The 22047-nt window shown below is 73.7% G+C and carries 23 protein-coding genes and 2 tRNA genes; 12 read left to right on the top strand and 13 right to left on the bottom strand.

Going from position 1 to position 22047, the window contains the following annotated elements:
- The first annotated feature begins 210 nt into the window (after positions 1–210).
- The gene (locus tag ACZ63E_RS29430; RefSeq protein WP_465339466.1) at positions 211–1206 is read left to right on the top strand and encodes a zinc-dependent alcohol dehydrogenase; all 996 of its coding nucleotides are present in this window, start codon (positions 211–213) and stop codon (positions 1204–1206) included.
- Here ACZ63E_RS29430 and ACZ63E_RS29435 read toward each other — a convergent pair.
- Positions 1203–2693 carry an adenylate/guanylate cyclase domain-containing protein gene (locus ACZ63E_RS29435; RefSeq protein WP_465339359.1) on the bottom strand — a complete coding sequence of 497 codons (1491 nt, stop codon included), beginning with the start codon at positions 2691–2693 and terminating at the stop codon, positions 1203–1205. The two genes, ACZ63E_RS29430 and ACZ63E_RS29435, sit on opposite strands and share 4 nt — an antisense overlap.
- Before the next feature lie 183 nt (positions 2694–2876).
- Between ACZ63E_RS29435 and ACZ63E_RS29440 the strand changes: the two genes are divergently transcribed.
- Both ACZ63E_RS29440 and ACZ63E_RS29445 read left to right on the top strand, forming a co-directional pair.
- Positions 2877–3785 carry an AurF N-oxygenase family protein gene (locus ACZ63E_RS29440; RefSeq protein WP_465312254.1) on the top strand — a complete coding sequence of 303 codons (909 nt, stop codon included), beginning with the start codon at positions 2877–2879 and terminating at the stop codon, positions 3783–3785.
- 4 nt (positions 3786–3789) lie between these two features.
- Positions 3790–5292: an FAD-dependent oxidoreductase gene (locus ACZ63E_RS29445; RefSeq protein WP_465339360.1), complete on the top strand. Its 1503-nt coding sequence runs from the start codon at positions 3790–3792 to the stop codon at positions 5290–5292.
- 3 nt (positions 5293–5295) lie between these two features.
- Here ACZ63E_RS29445 and ACZ63E_RS29450 read toward each other — a convergent pair whose 3' ends face one another.
- From ACZ63E_RS29450 to ACZ63E_RS29475, 6 genes are all read right to left on the bottom strand, one after another.
- Positions 5296–7569 carry a hypothetical protein gene (locus ACZ63E_RS29450; RefSeq protein ID WP_465339361.1) on the bottom strand — a complete coding sequence of 758 codons (2274 nt, stop codon included), beginning with the start codon at positions 7567–7569 and terminating at the stop codon, positions 5296–5298.
- A 23-nt stretch (positions 7570–7592) separates the two neighbouring features.
- Positions 7593–7664 (bottom strand) — tRNA-OTHER (locus ACZ63E_RS29455).
- 8 nt (positions 7665–7672) lie between these two features.
- Positions 7673–7744: transfer RNA gene (locus ACZ63E_RS29460), tRNA-Thr, on the bottom strand.
- A 58-nt stretch (positions 7745–7802) separates the two neighbouring features.
- Positions 7803–8690 carry a polysaccharide deacetylase family protein gene (locus ACZ63E_RS29465; RefSeq protein WP_465339362.1) on the bottom strand — a complete coding sequence of 296 codons (888 nt, stop codon included), beginning with the start codon at positions 8688–8690 and terminating at the stop codon, positions 7803–7805.
- A 159-nt stretch (positions 8691–8849) separates the two neighbouring features.
- Positions 8850–9794 (bottom strand): carbohydrate kinase family protein, encoded by a 945-nt coding sequence (locus ACZ63E_RS29470; protein WP_465339363.1) that lies wholly within the window; start codon positions 9792–9794, stop codon positions 8850–8852.
- Positions 9791–10465, bottom strand: coding sequence for a class II aldolase/adducin family protein (locus ACZ63E_RS29475; RefSeq protein WP_465339365.1), 675 nt, complete (start codon positions 10463–10465; stop codon positions 9791–9793). The genes ACZ63E_RS29470 and ACZ63E_RS29475 overlap by 4 nt, the downstream gene beginning before the upstream one ends.
- A gap of 55 nt (positions 10466–10520) precedes the next feature.
- Here ACZ63E_RS29475 and ACZ63E_RS29480 point away from each other — a divergent pair, with 55 nt between their 5' ends.
- A complete protein-coding gene (locus ACZ63E_RS29480; protein WP_465339366.1) occupies positions 10521–11198 on the top strand; it encodes a TetR/AcrR family transcriptional regulator in 678 nt (225 codons plus the stop codon).
- Here the strand turns inward: ACZ63E_RS29480 and ACZ63E_RS29485 are convergent.
- From ACZ63E_RS29485 to ACZ63E_RS29505, 5 genes are read right to left on the bottom strand one after another with little or no spacing between them, the layout of a single operon-like run.
- Entirely contained in the window at positions 11129–11971 is an 843-nt protein-coding gene (locus tag ACZ63E_RS29485; RefSeq protein ID WP_465339367.1) for a class I SAM-dependent methyltransferase, read from the bottom strand. The two genes, ACZ63E_RS29480 and ACZ63E_RS29485, sit on opposite strands and share 70 nt — an antisense overlap.
- A 1-nt stretch (position 11972) precedes the next feature.
- A complete protein-coding gene (locus tag ACZ63E_RS29490) occupies positions 11973–12302 on the bottom strand; it encodes a VOC family protein (RefSeq protein WP_465339368.1) in 330 nt (109 codons plus the stop codon).
- Position 12303: 1 nt separating this feature from the next.
- The gene (locus ACZ63E_RS29495; protein ID WP_465312245.1) at positions 12304–12465 is read right to left on the bottom strand and encodes a CopG family transcriptional regulator; all 162 of its coding nucleotides are present in this window, start codon (positions 12463–12465) and stop codon (positions 12304–12306) included.
- A 59-nt stretch (positions 12466–12524) separates the two neighbouring features.
- Positions 12525–13586, bottom strand: a complete 1062-nt coding sequence (locus tag ACZ63E_RS29500) for a DmpA family aminopeptidase (RefSeq protein WP_465339369.1) — start codon at positions 13584–13586, stop codon at positions 12525–12527.
- Positions 13583–14191, bottom strand: coding sequence for a TetR/AcrR family transcriptional regulator (locus ACZ63E_RS29505; RefSeq protein WP_465339371.1), 609 nt, complete (start codon positions 14189–14191; stop codon positions 13583–13585). Before ACZ63E_RS29505 ends, ACZ63E_RS29500 begins: the two co-directional genes overlap by 4 nt.
- Positions 14192–14310: 119 nt before the next feature.
- Here ACZ63E_RS29505 and ACZ63E_RS29510 point away from each other — a divergent pair, with 119 nt between their 5' ends.
- A complete protein-coding gene (locus ACZ63E_RS29510; protein ID WP_465339372.1) occupies positions 14311–15687 on the top strand; it encodes an APC family permease in 1377 nt (458 codons plus the stop codon).
- Between the two features lie 6 nt (positions 15688–15693).
- Here the strand turns inward: ACZ63E_RS29510 and mftR are convergent, their stop codons facing one another.
- Positions 15694–16311, bottom strand: coding sequence for a mycofactocin system transcriptional regulator (gene mftR, locus ACZ63E_RS29515; RefSeq protein ID WP_465339374.1), 618 nt, complete (start codon positions 16309–16311; stop codon positions 15694–15696).
- Positions 16312–16419: 108 nt separating this feature from the next.
- Between mftR and mftA the strand changes: the two genes are divergently transcribed.
- The 7 genes from mftA to mftD are packed head-to-tail and all read left to right on the top strand — an operon-like array spanning position 16420 to position 22013.
- Positions 16420–16521, top strand: a complete 102-nt coding sequence (gene mftA / locus ACZ63E_RS29520; RefSeq protein ID WP_465339375.1) for a mycofactocin precursor MftA — start codon at positions 16420–16422, stop codon at positions 16519–16521.
- Positions 16511–16792 (top strand): mycofactocin biosynthesis chaperone MftB, encoded by a 282-nt coding sequence (gene mftB / locus ACZ63E_RS29525; protein WP_465312239.1) that lies wholly within the window; start codon positions 16511–16513, stop codon positions 16790–16792. Before mftA ends, mftB begins: the two co-directional genes overlap by 11 nt.
- On the top strand, positions 16792–17958 hold the full coding sequence (gene mftC, locus ACZ63E_RS29530) for a mycofactocin radical SAM maturase (protein WP_465339376.1): 1167 nt from the start codon (positions 16792–16794) through the stop codon (positions 17956–17958). The genes mftB and mftC overlap by 1 nt, the downstream gene beginning before the upstream one ends.
- A 2-nt stretch (positions 17959–17960) precedes the next feature.
- On the top strand, positions 17961–18638 hold the full coding sequence (gene mftE / locus ACZ63E_RS29535) for a mycofactocin biosynthesis peptidyl-dipeptidase MftE (RefSeq protein ID WP_465339377.1): 678 nt from the start codon (positions 17961–17963) through the stop codon (positions 18636–18638).
- Positions 18638–19417 (top strand): mycofactocin-coupled SDR family oxidoreductase, encoded by a 780-nt coding sequence (locus ACZ63E_RS29540; protein WP_465339379.1) that lies wholly within the window; start codon positions 18638–18640, stop codon positions 19415–19417. The genes mftE and ACZ63E_RS29540 overlap by 1 nt, the downstream gene beginning before the upstream one ends.
- Positions 19414–20823 carry a mycofactocin biosynthesis glycosyltransferase MftF gene (mftF, locus tag ACZ63E_RS29545; protein ID WP_465339380.1) on the top strand — a complete coding sequence of 470 codons (1410 nt, stop codon included), beginning with the start codon at positions 19414–19416 and terminating at the stop codon, positions 20821–20823. Before ACZ63E_RS29540 ends, mftF begins: the two co-directional genes overlap by 4 nt.
- Entirely contained in the window at positions 20820–22013 is a 1194-nt protein-coding gene (gene mftD / locus ACZ63E_RS29550) for a pre-mycofactocin synthase MftD (RefSeq protein WP_465339382.1), read from the top strand. Before mftF ends, mftD begins: the two co-directional genes overlap by 4 nt.
- Positions 22014–22047 lie beyond the last annotated feature (34 nt).

A 22047-nucleotide genomic window follows, 5' to 3' on the forward strand; every position in this document is an offset into this window, starting at 1 on the left:
CCCCGGGTGGCTTTTCCGGCGGTGCGGAAACATCGCGTTAGTCGGGTTCGCCCGGAGCGCGTTACACGATTTCCCGCGTGTCGGAGGGAGTTTCTTTTCAGGGCACCCGGCGTTGTTCTTGCGCCATTTCGAAGAATGGGGAAAATAACCGTCCGCCGCCACGATGTGCGGGGCGCACCACCGGGGTGCGAGCATGCGGGTATGTCTTCCATGCGTGCCTTCGTGCTCACCGGGCCCCGGCGGGGCGAGGTCCTCGAGGTGCCCTCGCCCGAGCCCGCGCCGGGCGAGGTCGTCGTCGACGTCGAACGCGCCGGCGTCTGCGGCACCGACGTCGAGTTCTTCACCGGCGAGATGGCCTACCTGCGCGAGGGGCACGCCGCCTTCCCGATGCGGCTGGGGCACGAGTGGGCGGGCCGGGTGTCCGCGGCCGGCGCCGGGGTGGACCCCGGGTGGCTCGGCCGCCGTGTCATGGGCGACACCATGCTCGGCGACCGGACCTGCCGCCGCTGCCGGCGTGGGCACCAGCACACCTGCGAAAACCGCCAGGAGGTCGGGATCCGGGGCGGCCGGGCCGGGGCGCTGGCCGAACGGCTCGCCGTCCCCGCGTGGTCCCTCCACGCGCTGCCCGACGAAGTCGACGCCGTGCTCGGCGCGCTCGTCGAGCCGGGTGGCAACGCGCTGCGGGCCGCGCGGGCGACGAACGCCGGCGAGGGTGACCGCGTGCTCGTCCTCGGCCCCGGCACCATCGGGCTGCTGACCGCGCTGTTCCTGCGGGCGGCCGGCGCCGAGGTGCACCTGCTGGGCCAGGAGCCGCTCGCGTTCGCCCGCGGCCTCGGTTTCGCGGAGACGTGGACCCGCGAGACCCTCCCGGACCTGCCCTTCGACGCGGTGGTCGACGCCTCGGGCGCGGCCGAGCTGCCCGCGCTCGCGGTCGAGGTGGTGGAGCCGGCCGGCCGGATCGTCTACATCGGACTGTCCGCGCGGCCGAGCACGATCGACACCCGCGCCCTGGTGATGAAGGACGTCACGGCGGTCGGCGTGCTGTCCGCGTCACCCGGGCTGGCCGACACGATCACCGCCTACGCCGCCGGCACGATCGACCCGCGGCCGCTGGTCGGGGCGACCGTCGGGCTGGACGGCGTGGCCGCGGTGCTCGGCGGTGAGCGGTTCGCCGCACCGAAGGTGCACGTCGACCCGCTGCGTTAGCGGGGTGAGGCGAGGGTCGTCGGGCGGCTGCGGCCGCGCAGTGTGACGTCTTCGGTCGCGACCCACCGGGCCGTTTCTTCTTCCGCCGCCGAGGAAACCGCCGTCCACGAGGCCAGCAGCCGGCCTGGTGCGTTCTTCGCGAGCTCGGTGAGCCGGGCGGCTTCGTTGACCGGGTCGCCGATCACCGTGTACTCGAACCGGCGCGGGTCGCCGACGTTGCCCGCGACCGCGTCGCCGGTCGCGACGCCGATGCCGGCCGGGCCGTCGGGCACCTCGGCGGCCAGCCGGCGGGCGATCGCGCGGGCGGCGGCCAGCGCGCACGTCGCGTGGTCGCCGAGCGGGGCCGGCGCGCCGAAGACGGCCAGCGCGGCGTCGCCGACGAACTTGTTGACCAGCCCGTGGTGGCGGTCGACCTCGTCGACGACCACCGCGAAGAACCGGTTGAGCAGCCCGACGACCTCCTCGGGCGGGCGGCTCGCGGCCAGCGCCGTCGACCCGACGAGGTCGACGAACAGCACCGACACCGTGCGGACCGTGCCGCCGAGCTCCGCCGACGAGCGCATGGCCTCGACGGCGACCTCGTGCCCGACGTGCCGGCCGAACAGGTCGCGCATCCGCTCCCGTTCGGCGAGCCCGGCGACCATGTTGTTGAAGCCGGCCTGCAGCAGGCCGAGCTCGGTGCTGTCGTAGACGGGGATCTCGACGCCGAAGTCGCCCGCCCGGACGTGGCCCAGCGCGTCGCGCACCGACGAAATCGGGCTGACGATCGCGCGGGCGGTGAACACCGTGACGAGCAGGCCGAAGCACAGCACGACCAGGCCGAGCACGATGACCGACACGGCGAGCTTCGTCGTGGAGACGTCGCCGCGCACCCAGGCCAGCACCGCGGTGACGACCAGGCCCGCGACCGGCACGCCGGTGCCGAGGCACCAGAACAGCAGCATCCGCAGGTTGACCCCGCCGTGCACCGGCCGCGGCGGGGTCGTGTCCGCGAGGGCCAGCGCCGCGTACGGCCGCAGCGCGAGCTCGCCGAAGAGGTAGGCGATCGCGCAGACGACAACGGCGGCGAAGGCGACCACGAGGAACTCGGTGAGCACGACCGCAGGCTGGACGAGCGCGGCCAGCCCGCCGAACACCAGCGTCGCGACGCCCCACAGCACGGCCTGCACGACGGTGAGCCGCAGCGGCACCCGGAGGCTCGCGGCGCGCTCGGCGTCGTCCGGGCGGCGGCCCTCGGCCGCCCAGCGCAGGGTCCGCAGCGCGCCGCGGGTGCCCCAGAGCGTGCCGACGACCACCGCGGACACGACGTAGACCGGCACCGCGACCGCCGTCACGCGCACCAGGTCGCCGGACATGCCCGGCGCCGGCATGAGCAGCGCCGCGAGCCCGACGACGACCAGCGCGCCGATGACGTTGGTGGTGATCAGGGCGGCGGTGAGCAGGCGCTGGACGCTTTTGCGCAGCGCGGAGTCGCTTCGTGGAGGCACCGGATCCTGCCGATCGACGGATTGAGTGAACGAATGTACACCGAACTTTCGGGTCCTGGCGAGCGACACGCCCGCGTCGACGGCGGAAAGTGGACGTGCTCGGCGCCGGGGTGTGCACCCGCTGAAGTATGTGTTACGGTTGGTAACAGTGAACTGCGGTAACACTCGACGAGGAGGTCGGCCATGACGAGCACCAGCGAGCGCGAAACCGCCGTGTCGGACCGGGAGACCATGGCCCGGCGCCTGCTCGACTCGTCGGAGCAGCTCTCGTACGACCCCGTCAAGGAGGTCGACTGGGAGACGCCGCTCGACACCGACCACCACGGCGCGAGTCCGGAGTGGAGCACGCTCTACGGCACCTCCTACTGGGCGGACATGACGCCCGGCCAGCAGCGCGAGCTGACGCGCCAGGAGGCGGCGTCGGTGGCCAGCACCGGGATCTGGTTCGAAATGATCCTGCAGCAGATGGTGCTGCGCGACTTCTACGCCAAGGACCCGACCGACCCGGCCTTCCAGTGGGCGCTCACCGAGATCGCCGACGAGTGCCGGCACTCGATCATGTTCGCCCGCGGCGCGGCGAAACTGCGCGCGCCCGCCTACCGGCCGCGCCGGTTCGTCGTCGAGCTCGGCCGTGTCTTCAAGGCCACCGCGACCGGCGAGGCCGCCTACGCCGCGATCCTCGTCGCCGAAGAGGTCCTCGACGTCATGCAGCGCGACTGGATGCGAGACGAGCGGGTGGCGCCGTTCGTGCGCACCATCAACAACATCCACGTCGTCGAAGAGTCCCGGCACATGAAGTTCGCCCGCGAGGAAACCCGCGAGCGGCTCGAAGGCGCCGGCCGGCTGCGCCGGCAGATCAACGGCTTCGTCGTCGCGGTCGCGTCCTACTTCATCGTCACCAGCATGGTGAACCACAAGGTGTACGAGAACGCGGGGCTCGACGGCAAGCGCGCGCGGCGCGAGGCGAAGGCGAACGAGCACCACAAGTCGATGCTGCGCTCGAGCTGCTCCGGGCTGATGGAGTTCCTGCACTCCGCCGGCCTGCTGACCAAGCCGTCGCTGTGGTTCTACAAGCGCGCCAACCTCATCTGACGCCATGGCCTTCGCGATCACCCAGACCTGCTGCGCCGACGCGACCTGCGTGTCGGTCTGCCCGGTCAACTGCATCCACCCGACCCCGGACGAGCCGGACTTCGGGCGGACCGAAATGCTCTACATCGACCCGGACACCTGCATCGACTGCGGCGCCTGCGCGGACGCCTGCCCGGTCGACGCGGTCTTCCCGGCCGGCGACCTGACCGGGCCGCTGCAGGCCTACGAGGAGATCAACGCGGAGTACTACGCGGGGCGTGACGTGCTCGCCGAGGCCACCGTCGCCCCGAACTTCCACCGGTGGGCGCCGCCGGCGTTCACCCGCGTCCTCCCGAGCGACTTCGCGCCCCTCGACGTCACGGTCGTCGGCACCGGCCCGGCGGGCATGTACACCGTCGAAGACCTGTTGCTGCACACCAACGCCCGGGTCACCCTTGTCGACCGGCTGCCGGTGGCCGGCGGCCTGATCCGCTACGGCGTCGCGCCCGACCACCCGTCGACGAAGAAGATCGGCGAGACGTTCGCCCGCTTCCACGACCACCCGCGCCTGCGGCTGCGGCTCGGCACCGAGGTCGGCCGCGACGTCACGGCCGCCGAGCTGGCCGCGCGGCACGACGCGGTGGTCTACGCGGTCGGCGCCACCGGCGCGCGGCGCCTCGGCCTGCCGGGGGAGGACCTGCCCGGCAGCCTCCCGGCGGCGGACGTCGTCGGCTGGTACAACGGTCACCCGGACGTCGACCCCGACGCCGTCGACCTCTCGGCCGAGCGGATCGTGGTGGTCGGCACCGGGAACGTCGCCCTCGACGTCGCCCGCGTGCTCACCGCGGACCCGGGCGAGCTGGCGGCCACGGCGATCGCGCCGGCCGCGCTGACCCGGCTGCGCTCGGGCAAGGTCCGCGAGATCGTCCTGCTGGCCCGGCGCGGCCCGGAGACGGCGGCGTACACGCGGTCGGAACTGCTGGCGCTGGCCGCGCGGCCGGACGTCGACCTGGTCGTGGACAACCACGACCCGCGGATCGGGCAGGCGATCGACGCCGCCGCACCGGAGGACAAGGCGGCGCTGTTGCGCGGTTTGTCCCGGGAGACGGTGGACTGGTCGGCGTCGCCTCCGGACGGCCGTCGCCGGGTCGTGCTGCGCTTCCACTCCACGCCGGTGGAGTTCACCGGCGACACCGAGGTCCGCGGTGTCCGCGCGACGGGACCCGGGGGCACGATCGAGATCACGGCGAGCCGCGTGGTCCGGGCGGCCGGTTTCCGCGGCGCGCCGGTGCCGGGCCTGCCGTTCGACGAGACCGCCGGAACCGTGCCGAACCAGGCGGGCCGCGTGGCCGGCATGCCGGGAACGTATGTGGCGGGCTGGATCAAGCGCGGGCCGTCGGGCGGCATCGGCGCGAACAAGTCGTGTGCCCGGGAGACGGTGGGGGCGTTGCTCGAAGACGCCGTCGCGGGGCGTTTGCCGGTGCGGCGGAAGGGCGCGGGGTTAGCGGCGAAGCTGCTTCGCCGCTAACCCTCACCGGCGGCGGAGGTCCGGCAGGAACCAGTGCGTTCCCGTCGTCCAGCCGAGGAACCGCCGGCCGGGGCCGTCTTCGACCTCGCCGTCCGCGGTGAACCGGCCGCCCGCCACGACGTGCGCCAGACCGGTCACCGCCGGGCCGAACCGGGCGGCCAGGCCCGCGCGGTCCACCGACTCGGCCAGCCGCTCCACCGCCGCCCGCTGGGCCGGCTCGGCGCAGAAGCTCAGGAAGAAGAGCGCCTGCCGCCACGCGTAGGCGGCGTTCTTCACCGCGTGCAGAGCCGCGTGCCGGTGGTCGACCCGCATCGCCAGGCGGCGCACCATCCACGTGAACACCTCGTCGGCCAGCTCCGGCGCCGAATCCCGGACCCGCCCCCGCAGGCCCAGCGTCTCCACCAGGACGGCGAGGTTCTGCGTGGTGAGGATCTGGCTCTGCTCCAGCACCGTGCCGTTGGCGGCGACCGAACCGAACCCCGGCCTCGGGCGCGCCTCGGCCGCCCGGGCCACGCAGACGTCGGCGAAGTCGTCGGCCGTCCGCCGGGCGAACGCGCGGAAACGGCGCGGGGCCGCCGCCGGCCACGTTTCGGGCAGGTCGTAGTACCGCGCGTACAGCGTGCCGGCCAGCGCCCGGCTCGTGGTTTCCGCCGCCGTGCGCCACTTCGCGGTGAACGTGCCCATGAAGATGTCGGCCGCGACCTCCTCCACCAGCGGCATCGGCACGCCGGCCTGCTTGGCCAGCGCGCCCAGCTCACGCACCAGGGTGTTCGGCAGGATCGCCTGCGGAAACGCCCCGAGCGCCAGCAGCACCGTCTGGTCCAGCGTGTGCCGCGCCGCCCGGGCGGCGTCCGGACGGCGGACCCGCACCGGTTCGAGCGCGCGCACCCACGGCAGCTCCTCGATGCCCACCTGGTGCTCGAGGTCGAGCAGCAGCAGCCCGCGACGACGCCGGAAAGCCGCGTACGTCTGCGCGTACAACCCGGCGAGCCGGCCGTCCGCGAAGTTCGCCGCCAGCAGCTGCGCGGTGATCTGCGGCAGGACCGTGGCGAGCACCTCGCCCGAGGTGATGACGCCCGAGGCGATCAGCTCCTCAATCGGCGCCTCCAGCGCCCGGCTGACCTTCGCGACCAGGTGTGGCGGCGCGTCTTCGACGACGCTGCCGAGTTCCGGGAGCCCGCCGTCGGCCGGGTAGCGGTCCAGGCGTTCGGCCAGCGCGGTCGCGAGCTCGGCGTACGTCGGCCGCGCGGCGACCGCCGCCTGGATTGCCCGCAGCGCGGCGCGCGGCTCGGACCCCGGCTCACCGTGCTTGGTGACGGTGTTCGCCAGGGCCCGCCGGATCCAGCCGACGTCCCGGCCGGTCAGGGCCGCGCTGTCGTGTTCGCACGCCAGCAGCGCTCGGTGCAGCCGGGCGAAGTTGCTCTTCGGATGGGTGTGCGCCGTTGACGCCGTGTGCCGCGCACTCGCCGTGGCGAAGTCCGCCAGCCACTGCGCGCGGCGCTGGGCCCAGTCGGCCGGCCACGTGCGGCAGGGCCAGCCGCCGGTGACCGCGCCGGCCTCGGTCAGCCGCGGCAGCTCGTCGTCGACCGTGTCGCACCACAACGCCACCAGCCGGTCGAAGAGCGGGTGCCAGACGCGCAGGGTTTCGCGCATCGCCGTGATCGTGGGCTTGGGGGCCGCCGCGTGCAGGGACGACCGGACTTCGCCGACCGTGGTCAGCCGCACGAGCGCGCCCGGGGGCCGCGGCGCGGCGCCGGGCAGCGGGGCCAGGCGCAGGCGGTGCATCAGCGGCCGGAGCTCGGCGACCAGGTCGAGCGCGGCTTCGGCGTGGCCGTGGTCCAGCAGCCACCCGACGACCGGCAGCGCGGCGTCCTCGGGGACCTCGACCCGGTAGGCCTCGGTGGCGAGCGCGGCGCGCAGCGTGGCCAGCCCCGCGTCGGTGAGGTACCAGAGGTTGAGCCGCTCACGGTCGGTCGTGCCCGGGCCGTCGGCGGGCAGGGCGGCTTCGTCGGGGTGCAGCGGGACTTCGGCGAGGAACCGGCCGGTGGCGAACCCGCCGTGCGCGACCTCGAGGGTCACCCACGCCGGGGTGTCCGCGACCGGCGTCCGCGAGCCGATCCGCAGTGTGCCGTCGGCCATTCCGGCCAGGACTTCCCGCCACCGGCCGGCCTTCGCCCGCGCACGGTGGCGGGTGGCACTGTCCTTCGCGGACGCCGCGGTGCGCAGTGCGCGTTCGAGCCGGCCGTGGGCGTAGCCCGGCGACGCCGTGTGTTCCATGTGGACTCCCCCTGCCGTACGAGACTCGGAGGCAGGGTTCGAACCTGCGCCCTCCCGGAAGGAGCCGGGTGTTCTGCCTGCTGAACTACTCCGAGTGGAGGGGACATGGAGGCAGGAGTCGAACCTGCGCCCTCCCGGTTACGAGCCGGGTGATCTGCCGCTGATCTACTCCATGGTTTCCCCGCGAGGACAAGATAAGCCACCGCCGCGGGTGTCGCCAGCGGTTTCCGTGGTCATGCCTGCTCCGCCAGGACGTGGTCGACGATCTGCGCGTGCGTGGCGAACCAGACGCCGTCGTGGCCGCCGATGTGGTCGAGCAGCTCGGCCAGGACCGTGATCCGCGAGCGGTGCCCGATGATGTGCGGGTGCATGGTCAGCTGGAAGATGCCGCCCTCGGCGTAGGCGGCGTCGAACTCGTCGCGCCAGATCGACAGCACGCCGCGCGGCGGGGTGTAGGGCCGCAGGGACGCGAACCGGTCCATCATGAAGTACGGCGCGTCGTCGCGGATCCACTCGACCGGCAGCTCGACGACACCGGTGGGCTCGCCGTGTTCGATCAGCTCGTAGCAGTCGTCGTCGGCCATCAGCGACGAGTCGTAGGTGAGGCCGAGCTCGCGCGTGATGGCGAGCGTGTGCGCGGAAAAGTCCCACGACGGTGTCCGGATGCCGACCGGCCGGGTGCCCGCGAGGCGTTCCAGGACGTCGGCCGCGCGGAAGGCGAGGTCGCGTTCCTCGGTGGCGGTCAGCGCGGTGTTGCGTTCGTGGATCCAGCCGTGCAGCGCGACCTCGTGCCCGGCGTCCACATAGGACTTGACTTCGCCGTCGTGCAGCAGCGCCGACACGGCGGGCACGAAGAACGACGCGGGCGCGTCGTGCCGCCGCAGGAGGTTCAGGATGCGCGGCACGCCGACCCGCGCGCCGTACTCGCCCTGCGCCAGCTTGCCCGGCAGGACGTCGCCGTCGCGCAGGGCGGGCGTCTCGTGGTCGGAGTCGAAGGACAGCGCCACCGCCACCTTCGCCCCGCCAGGCCACGCCTTCGGGCGCAGCGGGCGCCCGGCCCGGACGTGCTCGACGTGCCCGCGCCACGTCTTTTCGTCCCACTGCCACGGCTGTTCGGTCATGCGTCCTCCAAGCTGGCGGCGGGCGTCGGGGCCCACGCGCGCTCGATCTGGCCGGCTCGGCGAGCGTCCCACGACGCCCGCCCGCCCGTTGAGCTGCGGGGCGGCGACGATCCGCCGGTCGAGCTCGGTGGTTCCGCCTTCGGCCCGCGGGAAGCCGCATCAGAGGCGCGGGCTCATCTCCGCGAAGAGGTCCGCCACGGTGAGGTCGAACTCGCCGTGGTCGCTGCCGAGCCCCTGCGCGACCAGGGCGGCGGCCGCGCAGCCGAGGACCGCGGCCGCCTCGAGGTCGCGGCCGAGACCCAGCCCTCGGAGGAACCCCGCCGAGAACGCGTCCCCGCAGCCGGTGGTGTCGACGACCGGCACGGCGAACGCGGGCACCGCGAACGTCTCGTCCGCCGTCACGACCAGCGCGCCCTCCGCTCCCCGCGTGACCGCGACACAGCCGACGCCCTGGCCGAGCACCGCGCGGGCGCCGTCCTCCAGGGTCGCGGCGCCGGTCAGGCCGAGGAGCTGTTCTTCGTTGGGCAGCAGGAAGTCCAGCAGCGGCAGGGCGTCTTCGAGCCAGGCGAGCACCCCGGGATCCCCGGGGGCGAGCAGGTCGGCCGACGTCACCACGCCGGCCGCGCGTGCCGGGCCGAGGATCTTCGCGGCCTGCTCCCCGCCCATCAGCTCGGGGCCGCCGAGGTGGAGGTGGCCGGCCCGGGCCAGCTCGGCGCGCGGGAGGTCGCCGGGCCCGTAGCCGAGGTTCGCGCCGGGCACGTGGAACGCGGGACGGCTGCCGTCGGGCCGGATCGGCAGCACGGAGGCCGAGGTCTGCACGCCGTCGCGGCGGCGCACGAGCGAGGTGTCGACGCCGTGGCGGGCGAGCATGGTCAGCAGCAGGTCGCCGATGGGGTCGGTGCCGACCGCGCCGGCGGTCCGGACGGTGGCGCCGAGCTTGGCCAGGGTGACCGCCGTGCCCGCGGCGGTGCCGGCCGGGCCGAAGCGGATCTGCTCGACGAGCGCCGCGCCCTGGCCGTCGGGAATGGCCGTGACCGGGCGGACCTGCACGTCCACCACGTGCGCGCCGAGGGTGATGACGGTCTGGCCGCCGGGCCGGCTCACCAGAGGTCCGCGATCCGCTGCGGCTGCCCGTAACCCCGCTGGACCGCCGCGGTCACGACGGCCTCCTGCTGCTCCGGCCCCAGCGCCCGCGGCTCACCGAGGCTCGCGGCGCGGACGTACAGACCGCAGGCCCACTCCAGCAGCAGGGCGTTGTCCATCGCCGCTTCCAGCGTCGGGCCGTGGGCGATCGCGCCGTGGTTGGCCAGCAGGGCCGCCGTCTTGCCGTCGAGGGCCGCCAGGGTCTCCGAGGCCAGCTCCGGGGAGCCGAAGACCGCGAACGGCGCGACCCGGACCGAGCCGCCCAGCGCGAGCTGCTGGTAGTGCACGCACGGCAGCTCGTCGAGCACCAGGGACACCGCCGTGGCCTGCGGGGAATGGGTGTGCACCACCGCGCCCGCGCCGTGGTGGCGGTAGATCCCGAGGTGCAGCTCCAGCTCCGACGTCGGCGCGAAGTCGCCGGCGACCACACCGCCGTCGAGGTCGACCACCGTCACGTCCGCCGGCTCGGCGCGGCCCAGCTCGATCCCGGTCGCGGTCACCGCCACGTGCTCGCCCGCGCGGACGCTGACGTTGCCCGCGGTGCCGATCAGCAGGCCTTCGCCCGCCAGGCCGTGACACGCCCTGGCCACGGCCCGCCGCGCTTCGTCGAGGACTGAGCTCGCCTCCGTCATGCGCCCGAGGCTAGGATAAATCCGAAACAAAGTCACGTTCAGGTTGGGAGGCGGGATGACCGACCCGCTCCCCGCGCGGCTGCGGCGGGTGCCGCGTCAGGCGCGGGCGCGCCAGAAGCTCGCCCGGATCCTGGCGGCCGCCGACCGGCTGCTCGCCGAGGACGGGGTCGAAGCGCTGACCACGACCCGGGTCGCCGCCGAGGCCGGCGTCTCCGTCGGGACGCTGTACCAGTACCTGCCGGACCGCGACGCCATCACTGAAGCCCTCGGCGACGTCTACCTGACCCGGCTCGAAGACCTCATGGACGCCTTCGCCGCGCAGGCGGCCGTCGAGACCTGGGACGACCCCGTCGGCCTGCTCGTCGACGCGTTCGCCGGCCTCTACCGCGCCGAACCGGGGTTCCGCGCGCTGTGGTTCGGCCGCGGGCTGACCGAGGGAACGAAGGAAGCCGACCTCGCGCACAAGCGCGTGATGGCCGACGGCGTGCGGCGCATCCTGGTGGCGCAACACCTTCTCAGCGGCGACGACGAAGAGGCCACGGCCGTGTGCCGCACCGCGTTCCTCGCCGCGGACGCCGTGATCCAGGAGGCGTTCCGCGGCGACCCGGCGGGCGCGGCCGGGCTGCTCGACCAGCTCAAGGCGATGCTGCGGGCCTACCTGGGTCACGTGGTGGCGACGAGGAACTCCTCACCCTTGATGATGCGGAGCCCGTCGGACCGGCCCGCGAAGTAGCGCTCGTCCAGCTCGGCCCCGGAGACGTGCTGGGTGTCGCGGAAACCGGCTTCCCGGGCCAGCGCCAGCATTTCCGCGGGGGAGAAGGAGCTGAGGAACGGCGTGCCCGCGGCCTTCGCCTTGCTCGCCGTCGCGCGGTGGCCGGCGCGGTCGCCTTCGTCGAGCAGGTCCGCCGGCAGCATGAACGTCAGCACCAGCGTCGACCCGGGCGCGAACCCGGCGATCCGGCGCAGCGTGGCCGCGTTCGCCTCCTTCGTGAGGTACATGCTGACCCCGGTCGAGGCGACGACGGCGGGCTCGTCCGCCACGAACCCCGCGTCCGCCAGCCGGTCCGGCCAGGCCGCGCCGGCTTCGAAGTCGACCGGCACCAGCCGCAGCCAGGCCGGCACCCCGAGGCCGAGCTCGTCGAGTCGCTGGCGCTTCCAGGCCTGCGGACCGGGCTGGTCGACCTCGAACACGCGGAGCCGGGCCGCGACCTCGGGGCGGCGCTGGGCGAAGGTGTCCAGGCCGGCCCCGAGGATGACGTACTGGCCGACCCCGCGGCCGGCCTGCTCGACGACCACGTCTTCGACGAACCGGGCCCGCGCGACCATGCCAGCGCGGTACCGCCCGGCGGTGGCGGGGGCCATGTCCGGCCGGTCCGTCCAGCCGGGCCCGGCGTCGGCCAGGCGCAGGCCGAGCTCGTCGTCGAAGACGTGCGGTGGCGGGTCGAGCCGGACGTGCAGGGCCCGCCACAGGGCGGTCCGCACCGCGGTGCTGTCGGGGGCGGCCACGTCAGCGCGCCTGGAGTGTCCACGTGCGACCGTCGGGGTCGCGGACGGTCATTTCTTTTGTCCCGTAATGGGTTTCCTCGAACGGCGTGACCGCTTCGACGATGCCGCCGGCTTCGAAGGTGTCAGGGACCTTGAACACGGTCTGCGTCCGCAGTTCCCGGCCCTCGGGGACCTCGGCGATGAAGACGTACGGGCCGTCGCCGTTGCGGAGCTGCCCGGAGTTGTGGTCGGTCGAGAACTCGAGCTCGTAACCGAGCGCCTGGAAGAACTTGGCCGCCTTGCCCCAGTTGTGCGTCTCCAGGTACAGGGCCTCGATGCCTTCGGTGGTCACGTCAGGTCTCCTTGTCGGGAACGGGTTCGGCCAGGTAAGCGCGCAGGGCGTCGGCGACCAGTGCCGACAGCGACAGCTCCGCTTCGACGGCCCGGTGCTTGACCTGCCGGATCAAGCCGACCGGCAGGTACACGTTGAACTGCTTGACGTCCTCATCGCCCACTCGTCGAGGCTAGCATGCTAGCAAGCTAACGCGCGAGGGCCGCTCAGTCCGCACCGTGGTCACCCGAGCCAGTGCCCGGTGGGCAGGGCGGGCACCCGGCGTCCCTGGTGACCGGTCATCTCCCGGTTGGCCACCAGCGCGTTGAGCACCGCCTCCTCGACCGCCTGCACGACGGCCTCGAAGAACGGGTCGATCCGGCCCCACGGCACGAAGCGGAGGTTCTCGTACTCGGCTTCCGGCGTGCGCGGGAAGGAGCTGGTGAGCGCGCCCGGGTTCGCGGTGCTGAAGGCGAGGAACAGGTCCCCGGAGAAGTGCGAGCCCGTCGTGCCGGTGCGGGCCAGCCCGAGCGGGACACGCCGGGCGAGCGCCGTGCACTGTCCCGGCAGCAGGGGTGCGTCCGTGCCGACGACCACGATCACCGACCCCGCCCCGGCGGGCGCCGCCCATTCCGCCATCGGGTTGTCCGCCGCCAGCAGTGCTCCGACGGCCTCACCGGCGACGGTCAGCTCGTGACGGCTGCCGAAGTTCGCCTGCGCCAGCACACCCACCGTGTACTCGTCCGCGCCGTGGGCCACCACGCGTGACGCCGTGCCGGTGCCGCCCTTGAAGCCGTAGCAGGTCATCCCGGTGCCGCCGCCGACGGAACCCTCCTCGACCGCACCTCCGCGGGCGGCGTCGATCGCCGCGGCGACATGTCCACTGTGGATCGTCGGGGCGTTGATGTTGTTGAGGTAGCCGTCCCAGGTCTCGCCGACCACCGGCAGCAGCCACTCCGCCGCGACGTCGGGGCGCTCGCGCACCACCCAGTCGATCACCCCGCGGTGGCACGTGCCGACGGCGTGGGTGTTGGTGACCAGCACCGGCAGCGTCAGCGACCCGGTTTCGGCGAGCCACGCGGTGCCCGTCATTTCGCCGTTCCCGTTGAGGGAGAACGTGCCCGCGGCACACGGCACCGCGAAGTCCGCGCGGCCGCGGGGCAGCACGGCGGTGACGCCGGTGCGCACCGACTCGCCCTCGACCAGGGTCGTGTAGCCGACTTCGACGCCGGGGACGTCGGTGAGCGCGTTGTGCGGGCCGGGCCGGCCGGGCAGCGGGAGGCCCAGGTCGCGGGCGCGGGTCATGAAGGCTCCTCCAGGGCGCAGGTGGTGGCGGTGCGGGCGAACGACAGCAGCATCGCTTCGGCGGTGGCCCGTTCCAGCGTCGGCACGGCCTGGGTGAGGTGCAGGCCGTAGCCGTCTTCGAGGGCGACGAGGTTGCGCGCGATCGTGACGGGGTCGGCGGTCAGGGTGAACTCGCCGGTCGCCGCGCCGGCCTCGAGGATGCCGGTGTAGATCCCGACCTGACGCTCGTACAGCGTGATGTGCCGGGCCGCGTACACCGGGTCGCGGCGGGCGATCGTGCCGAGTTCGTAGAGCAGCACGCACAGTTCGTCGTCCGGGCCGGTGGGCAGGCCACCGCGGAGTGTCGCGAGCAGCCGTTCGCCCGGGGTTCCGTGGGCGGCGGCCTGTTCGCGCTGGGTGCAGAACCGTTCGACGGCCTCGTGCTGCACCTCCTGCAGCAGGTCGGCCAGGGTGGGGAAGTAGTAGAGCACCGAGCCGGACGACAGGCCCGCGCCGTCGGCGATGTCGCGCAGCCGCAGGTTGAGGACCCCGCGTTCGACGAGGGCGCGCCGCGCCACCGCGATCAGCTCGGCCCGCCGCTCGGGTGCCTTGCTCGGTCGTGCCATGCCCCCATTGTTCGAACGAGCTTCGAAAAAAGCAAGGTCTTGACTCTTTGGCTTCAAGCGCCTTTGATCCGTGATCACCTGGTTTTTCGAACGAGCTTCAGAGAACTGGAGGCCTGGTCGTGACCACCCCAGCCCTGCGCCGCGGTCTGCGCACCCTCGGCACCCTGCTCATCACGCTCTCGGCGATCAGCCCCGCCTCCTCGGTGTTCATCATCGCGCCGGGGGTGCTCACCGGCGCCGGCACCGGCGCGTTCCTGAGCTTCGCGGCCGCGGCGGTCGTCGGGGTGTTCATGGCGTTCGTCTACGCCGAACTCGCATCGGCGTTCCCCCTGGCCGGCGGCGAGTACGCGATCGTCGCGCGCACGCTGGGCCGGCTGCCCGGGTTCGCCGTGCTGGGGCTGATGCTCATCACCCAGGTGCTCATCGTCGCGGTGATCGCGCTCGGCGTCGGCACCTACCTGGGGGTGCTGCTGCCCGGCCTGCCGGGGCCGGCCGTCGCGGCGGTGACGTGCGTGCTGGCCGCCGTCGTCGGGATCTTCGACATCAAGCTGAACGCCTGGGTCACCGGGGTCTTCCTGGCGATCGAGATCCTCGCGCTGGTCGTGGTGAGCGCGCTCGGCCTGGTGCACCCGGCGCGGCCGTTCACCGACCTGCTGGCCCACCCGGTGGCGCCCGACGGCGGGCCGGCGACCGTCGGCGCGATCGTGATCGCGATGGCCGTCGCGATGTTCGCCTACAACGGTTACGGCTCGGCGGTGTACTTCGGCGAGGAGACCCAGGACGCGCCCCGCGGCATCGCCAAGGCGATCCTGCTCGCGCTCGGCATCACGGTGGTCGCCGAGCTCGTCCCGGTGACGGCGGTGCTGCTGGGCGCGCCCGACCTCCAAGGACTGTTCGGCGCCGAGAACATGTTGTCCGCCTTCATCTCCGCGCGCGGCGGCAGCACGCTCGACACGGTGATCAGCCTCGCCGTCGCGCTCGCGATCATGAACGCGGTGCTGGCGATCGTCCTGATCAGCTCGCGGCTGGTGTTCAGCAGCGGCCGCGACCGCGCCTGGCCGGGCGTGGTCAACCGGGCGCTCGCCGCGGTGCACCCGCGCTTCGGGACGCCGTGGGTGGCGACGGCCGGCACCGGCGTGGTGGCCGCCGCGCTGTGCTTCGTGGACCCGCAGCTGCTGCTGGTGGTGACGAGCACGTCGATCGTGGCGGTGTACGCGGCCCTGTGCCTGGGCGCGATCATCGGCCGCCGCACCGGCGCGACGGCCCACGCGCAGTACCGGATGCCGTGGTTCCCGGTCGCGCCGGTGCTCGCCCTGGCCGTGCTGGTGTTCGTGGTGTACCAGAACATCCTGGACCCGGTGGTGGGCCGGCCGAGCCTGATCGTCACGGCGGGGATCGTCGTGCTGGCGGCGGGCTACTACCTGCTGGCGCTGCGCCGCCGCGGCGGCTGGCAGCTCGCCGAGCCGGTGACCGATGATGAGCTCGCTCGCGACTGAGCGGCGTCAGTCCCCGGGCTCGACGGCCGGGTCGGCGAAACCCCCGGCCAGTGCTCGCAAAGCCGCGTCCAGATACACCGTCAGGTCCGCGTCCGCCCGGGCCGACCAGCGCTCGTACGCCGCGCGGCAGGTGGCCAGGACCGCGCGGCCCACTGCCAGCGGGTACAGCGAGTCCGCCGGCTGGCCGGTCCGCTCGGCCACGTAGGCGCTGACCGCGCGCTCCCATGCGTCGTAGTGGCGGGCCGCGCTCGCGGCCAGTTCGGGGACCGAGCTGACCAGGTGCATCCGCATCCGCAGCTCGGGGACGTCGTCGGCGCGATAGTGGTTCGCTTCGAGCACCGCCTCGCGGACCGCGGCCATCATCGGCAGGTCGCCCGGCGCCGCCGCGAGCAGCTTGGTGATCGTCTCGACCTCGTGGTCGAACTCGTTCCACAGGACGTCGGACTTGGCGTCGTAGTAGCGGAAGAACGTGCGGCGGCTGACGCCGGCGGCCGCGGCGATCTCGTCGACCGTCGTCTCGTGGAAGCCGCGCTCGGTGAACAGGCGCAGCGCGATGACCTCCAGCTCGCGGGCGCTCGTGCCGGGTGGCCTGCCGCGGCGGGCCGCGGGGGTGTGGTGGGTCATCCGGGTGCCGTTCTCCTCCGGGTCTTGTTTCCGACACTGCGTGACATTACTCTGCTCCCTATTCGTCACAGAGTGCCGAAAAGAAGTCGACGTGCCGAAGGAGCCACGATGACCGAGAAGACCGCGAAAGAGCCCCTGGAAGAGCCCGTCGTCGCCGAGGACCTGCTGGTGGAGGAGGTCTCGATCGACGGGATGTGCGGTGTCTACTGAGCCGTTCGACCTGGACGCGGCCTGGCGCCTGGACGACCGGGTCTCGATCCGGCCGGAACGGTTCGGCGCGCTGCTGTACCACTTCGGCACCCGCCGCCTCTCGTTCCTCAAGAGCCCGGCGCTGCTGACCGTCGTCCGGTCCCTGGAAACGCACCCGACCGCCCGCGCCGCCTGTGCCGGCGCGGGGGTCGGGCCGCCCGAGCTGCCGCGCTACCGCGCCGCGCTGGCCGCGCTGGCGGCGTCGCGGATGATCCAGCCGAGGAGTCTCTGATGTCCCTTGCGGACGAGTTCCAGTACGGGCTCGACGCCCCCATCTGCCTCACCTGGGAGCTGACCTACGCCTGCAACCTTTCCTGCGTGCACTGCCTTTCCTCCTCGGGACGGCGGGACCCGCGCGAGCTCGGCACCGCCGAGTGCAAGGCGCTGATCGACGAGTTCGAGCGCATGCAGGTCTTCTACGTCAACATCGGCGGCGGGGAGCCGACCGTGCGCCCGGACTTCTGGGAGCTGGTCGACTACGCGACCGCGCACCACGTCGGGGTCAAGTTCTCCACCAACGGCGTCAAGATCACGCCCGAGGTGGCGGACCGACTGGCCGCGAGCGACTACGTCGACGTCCAGATCTCCCTCGACGGCGCCACCGCCGAGGTCAACGACCACGTCCGCGGCCCCGGCTCCTACGCCACCGCCCTCCGCGCGATGGAGAACCTCGCCGGCGCGGGCTTCGAGAACTTCAAGATCTCCGTGGTGATGACCCGGCACAACGTGGCCCAGCTCGACGAGTTCAAGGCGATCGCCGACCGCTACCGGGCCCAGCTGCGGATCACCCGGCTGCGCCCGTCCGGCCGCGGCGCCGACACCTGGGACGAGTTGCACCCGACCGCCGCCCAGCAGCGCGAGCTGTACGACTGGCTGGTGGCGCACGGCGAAAACGTCCTCACCGGGGACTCGTTCTTCCACCTCGCGGGCTACGGCGAGGGTGACCTGCCCGGGCTGAACCTGTGCGGCGCCGGGCGGGTGGTGTGCCTGGTCGACCCGGTCGGCGACGTCTACGCCTGCCCGTTCGCCATCCACGACACCTTCCTCGCCGGCAACGTCCGCGGCGACGGCGGGTTCACGTCGGCGTGGCGGGACTCCGAGCTGTTCACGTCGTTGCGGAGCCCGCAGAGCGGCGGGGCGTGCGAGTCGTGTTCGGCGTTCGACGCCTGCCGGGGCGGCTGCATGGCCGCGAAGTTCTTCACCGGCCTGCCACTCGACGGACCGGACCCGGAGTGCGTGCGTGGCCACGGCGAGCCGGCGCTCGCGGGGGTCACCAGCGTCCCGAAGCCGTCGCTCGACCACTCCCACCGGCGGCGCCCGGTCCCGGTGACCATCGGCATGCGGCGCCCGCCGGACCGCGCCTGCGACGAGAACCCCCTCGCCGGGTTCAGGCGCTGACCGTGCGGCTCGCCGAGCTGTCCTCCCCGGACGTCGCGGAGCGCGCGGCGGCCGGGGCGATCCTGGCCGTGCCGGTCGGCGCGACCGAGCAGCACGGCGCGCACCTGCCGCTGACGACCGACACCGACATCGCGCTCGCGCTGTGCGACGGCCTCGCCGCCGCGCGGCCGGACGTGCTGGTGGCGCCGGCCGTGGCGTACGGCTCCAGCGGCGAGCACGCGGGCTTCGCCGGGACGCTGTCGATCGGGCAGGCGGCGACCGAGCTGCTCCTGGTGGAGCTCGGCCGGTCGGCGGCGGAGACGTTCCGGCGCCTGCTGTTCGTCTCCGCCCACGGCGGCAACACCGGCCCGGTCACCCGGGCGGTGGCCCGGCTGCGGGCGGAGTCGCGCGACGTCGAGGTGTTCCGGCCCCGCTGGCCGGGCGAGCCGCACGCCGGGCGGCCGGAAACGGCGCTGCAGCTGGTGCTGCGGCCCGGCAGCGTCCGGATGGACCGCGCGGTGGCAGGGGACCGGCGGCCCTTGGGTGAGCTGATGCCGGCGCTGCTGCAGGGCGGCGTGCGAGCGGTGACGGGCACGGGTGTGCTCGGCGACCCGAGACCGGCGACCACGGCGGAAGGCGCGGCCCTGCTGGCCGAGCTGACCACGGCGTTGGTGTCCCATGTGGACGGATGGGGGAAGTGATGACGACGCGGACCGCGCTCGTCACCGGAGCCGCCCGTGGGATCGGCGCCGCGACCGTGCTTCGCCTGGCGCGTCAGGGATATGCCGTGCTCGCGGTGGACCTCGCCGCCGACGATCCCGCGCTGCCGTACCCGATGGGGAGCAAGGCCGAGCTGGAGGCCGTCGCCGCGCAGGCGGGCGCCGAAGTCTTCGTCGCCGACGTGCGGGACCGCTCGGCGATGGCCGCCGCGGTCGCCGAGGCGGAAGGGCGCTGGGGCGGGCTCGACGTCGTCGTGGCGGCCGCGGGGGTGATCGCCGGCGGCGCGCCGCTGTGGGAGGTGCCCCCGGAGCGGGAACGCGCGGTGCTGGAGGTCAACCTGAACGGGGTGGTCAACCTGGCCCGCGCCGCCGTGCCCGCGCTGCTGCGGCGCCCGGCGCCGCGGTCGGGCCGGTTCCTGGCGGTCGCGTCGGCGGCGGCGACCAGGGGGCTGCCGATGCTCGCCGCGTACTGCGCGGCCAAGGCCGGGGTCGCCGGGCTGGTCCGCGCGCTGGGCGCCGAGCTGGGGGAGACCGGCGTGACGGCCAACGCCGTGAGCCCGGGGTCGACCGACACCCAGATCCTCGCCGAGAGCGCCCGGCTGTACGACCTGCCCGATGCGGCGGCGTTCGCCGGGCAGCAACCGATCCACCGGCTGCTCGACCCGGACGAAGTGGCCGCGGTGCTGACGTTCTTGGCAAGCCCCGAGAGCGGCGCGATGACCGGCGCGGTGGTGCCGGTGGACGGAGGTTTGGCCCTGTGACCCCCTTGCCGCCCGGCTTCCGCGTCATCCTCGACCGCGACACCCGCCGCCTGACCGACGAACTCGTCTTCGGCGGTTCCCCCGCCCGGGTCGTGCGGCTGACTCCGGCCGGGCAGAAGGCGTGGCAAGAGCTCGTCGACGGCCCGATCACGACCGCCGCCGCGGGCGTGCTCGCGCGGCGGCTCACCGACGCCGGTCTCGCCCACCCCGTGCCGCCCGAACCGGCCGTGCCACCGGACGTGACGATCGTCGTGCCGGTCCGCGACCGTGCCGAGCTGCTCGCCCGCTGCCTCGCCGGGCTCGACGGGCGGCACCCCGTCCTCGTGGTCGACGACGGTTCCGAAGACGCCGCCGGTATTGCGGCCGTCGTCGCCGCGCACGGGGCGAAGCTCGTCCGCCGGGACGTCAACGGCGGGCCCGGCGCCGCCCGCAACACCGCGCTGGACCACGTCTCCACCGAGCTCGTGGCCTTTGTGGACAGTGACTGCGCGCCCGCCGCGGACTGGGCCGACCGGCTCGTCGCGCACTTCGCCGACCCGCTCGTCGCCGCCGTCGCGCCCCGCGTGCGGGCCCTGACCCCGGACACGGCGGCCGGGCGCTACACGCGGGCCGCGTCCAGCCTCGACCTCGGCGACCGGCCTGCGCGGGTCGCGCCCGGCACGCGGATTTCCTACGTGCCGACCGCCGCGCTGGTGGCCCGGGCGGCCGTGGTGCGCGAGCTCGGCGCGTTCGACGCGGGGCTGCGGTTCGGCGAAGACGTCGACCTCGTCTGGCGGCTGCACGCCGCGGGTTCGCGCGTCCGCTACGCCCCGGACGTCACCGTCGACCACCACGAACCCGCGACCTGGCCGGAGCTCCTCCGGCGCCGGGCGCGCTACGGCACGTCCGCCGCCCCGCTCGCCCGGCGCCATCCGGGCGCGCTCGCGCCGCTGGCCCTGCACCCGTGGCCCACGCTGACCGTCGCCGCGCTGCTGGCCCGCCGCCCGATACTCGCCGGGCTGGCGTTCGGCGGCTCGGTCGGCAGCATGGTCCGGACGCTGCGCGAGCACGACGTCCCCACCGACGGGGTGGTGCGTGCGCTGGCCACCGCCGTCCAGCAGACCTGGCTCGGCTTCGGCCGCTACGGCACGCAGTTCGCGTCGCCGCTGCTCGTGGCCCTGCTCGTCCCGCGCGGGTGGGGCCGCCGCGCCGCCGTCGCGTCGCTGCTGCTCGGCCCGCCGCTGACCGCCTGGGCGCAGCGCCGCCCCGGCCTGGATCCCGTCCGCTACACCGCCGCGGCGATCGCCGACGACGTCGCCTACGGCGTCGGCGTCTGGTCCGGCTGCCTGGAGAACCACACGTTCGAGCCGGTCCGCCCGGCCCTCGCCCGGCGCCTGCTGCGCTTCGACCCGAAGGGAAAACGATGAGCACCTGGTTCGAATCCGTCGCGGAGGCCCAGCGGCGCGCGAAAAAACGGCTTCCCGGGTCGGTCTACTCGGCCCTGATCGCCGGCTCCGAGAAGGGCCTCACCCTGGCCGACAACCTCGGCGCGTTCGACGAGCTCCGGTTCGCCCCGCGCACCGCCGGGCTCTCCGGCGAACGCGAGCTCGGCACGCACGTGCTCGGCCGGGACGTCGCGCTGCCGGTGCTGATCTCGCCGACCGGCGTGCAGGCGGTGCACCCCGACGGCGAGGTCGCGGTGGCCAGGGCCGCCGCCGCGCGCGGGACGTCGGTCGGTCTGAGCTCCTTCGGCAGCAAGCCGATCGAGGAGGTCGTCGCCGCCAACCCGAACACCTACTTCCAGATCTACTGGACCGGCACGCGCGACGACATCCTGCGCCGTCTGGAGCGCGCGCGGGCCGCCGGCGCGGTGGGCATCATCCTCACGCTCGACTGGTCGTTCTCGCACAGCCGCGACTGGGGCAGCCCGCACATCCCCGAACGGCTCACCTTCCGCGAGCTGCTGCGGTTCGCGCCGGAGGGGCTCGCCCGGCCGGGGTGGCTGCTGGACTACGCGAAGACGCGGCGGCTGCCCGACCTGAGCGTGCCGAACATGGTCGCGCCGGGCGAGGAGGCGCCGACGTTCTTCGGCGCGTACGGCCAGTGGATGCAGACGCCGCCGCCGTCGTGGGACGACGTCGCGTGGCTGCGCGCGCAGTGGGACGGCCCGTTCCTGCTCAAGGGCGTGATCCGGGCCGACGAGGCCCGCCGGGCGGTCGACGCGGGGGTCAGCGCGATCTCGGTGTCCAACCACGGCGGCAACAACCTCGACGGCACGCCGGCGACGATCCGCGCCCTGCCGTCGATCGCGGCCGCCGTCGGCGACCAGGTGGAGGTGCTGCTGGACGGCGGCATCCGCCGCGGCAGCGACGTGGTGAAGGCGCTGGCCCTCGGCGCGCGGGCGGTGCTGGTCGGCCGCGCCTACCTGTGGGGACTGGCGGCCGGTGGGCAGGCGGGGGTGGAGAACGTGCTCGACGTCCTGCGCAACGGGATCGACTCGACGTTGCTCGCGCTGGGCAAGCGCAGTGTGCACGACCTGAGCCGCGACGACGTCGTCGTGCCCGCGGGCTTCGAGGCCGAGCTCGGCGTCTCGGAACCGGCCACGCAGCGCGCATGAGTGTGGCCCGGGCGAACCCGCCCGGGCCACACTC

Source organism: Amycolatopsis sp. NPDC104819, assembly GCF_055583145.1.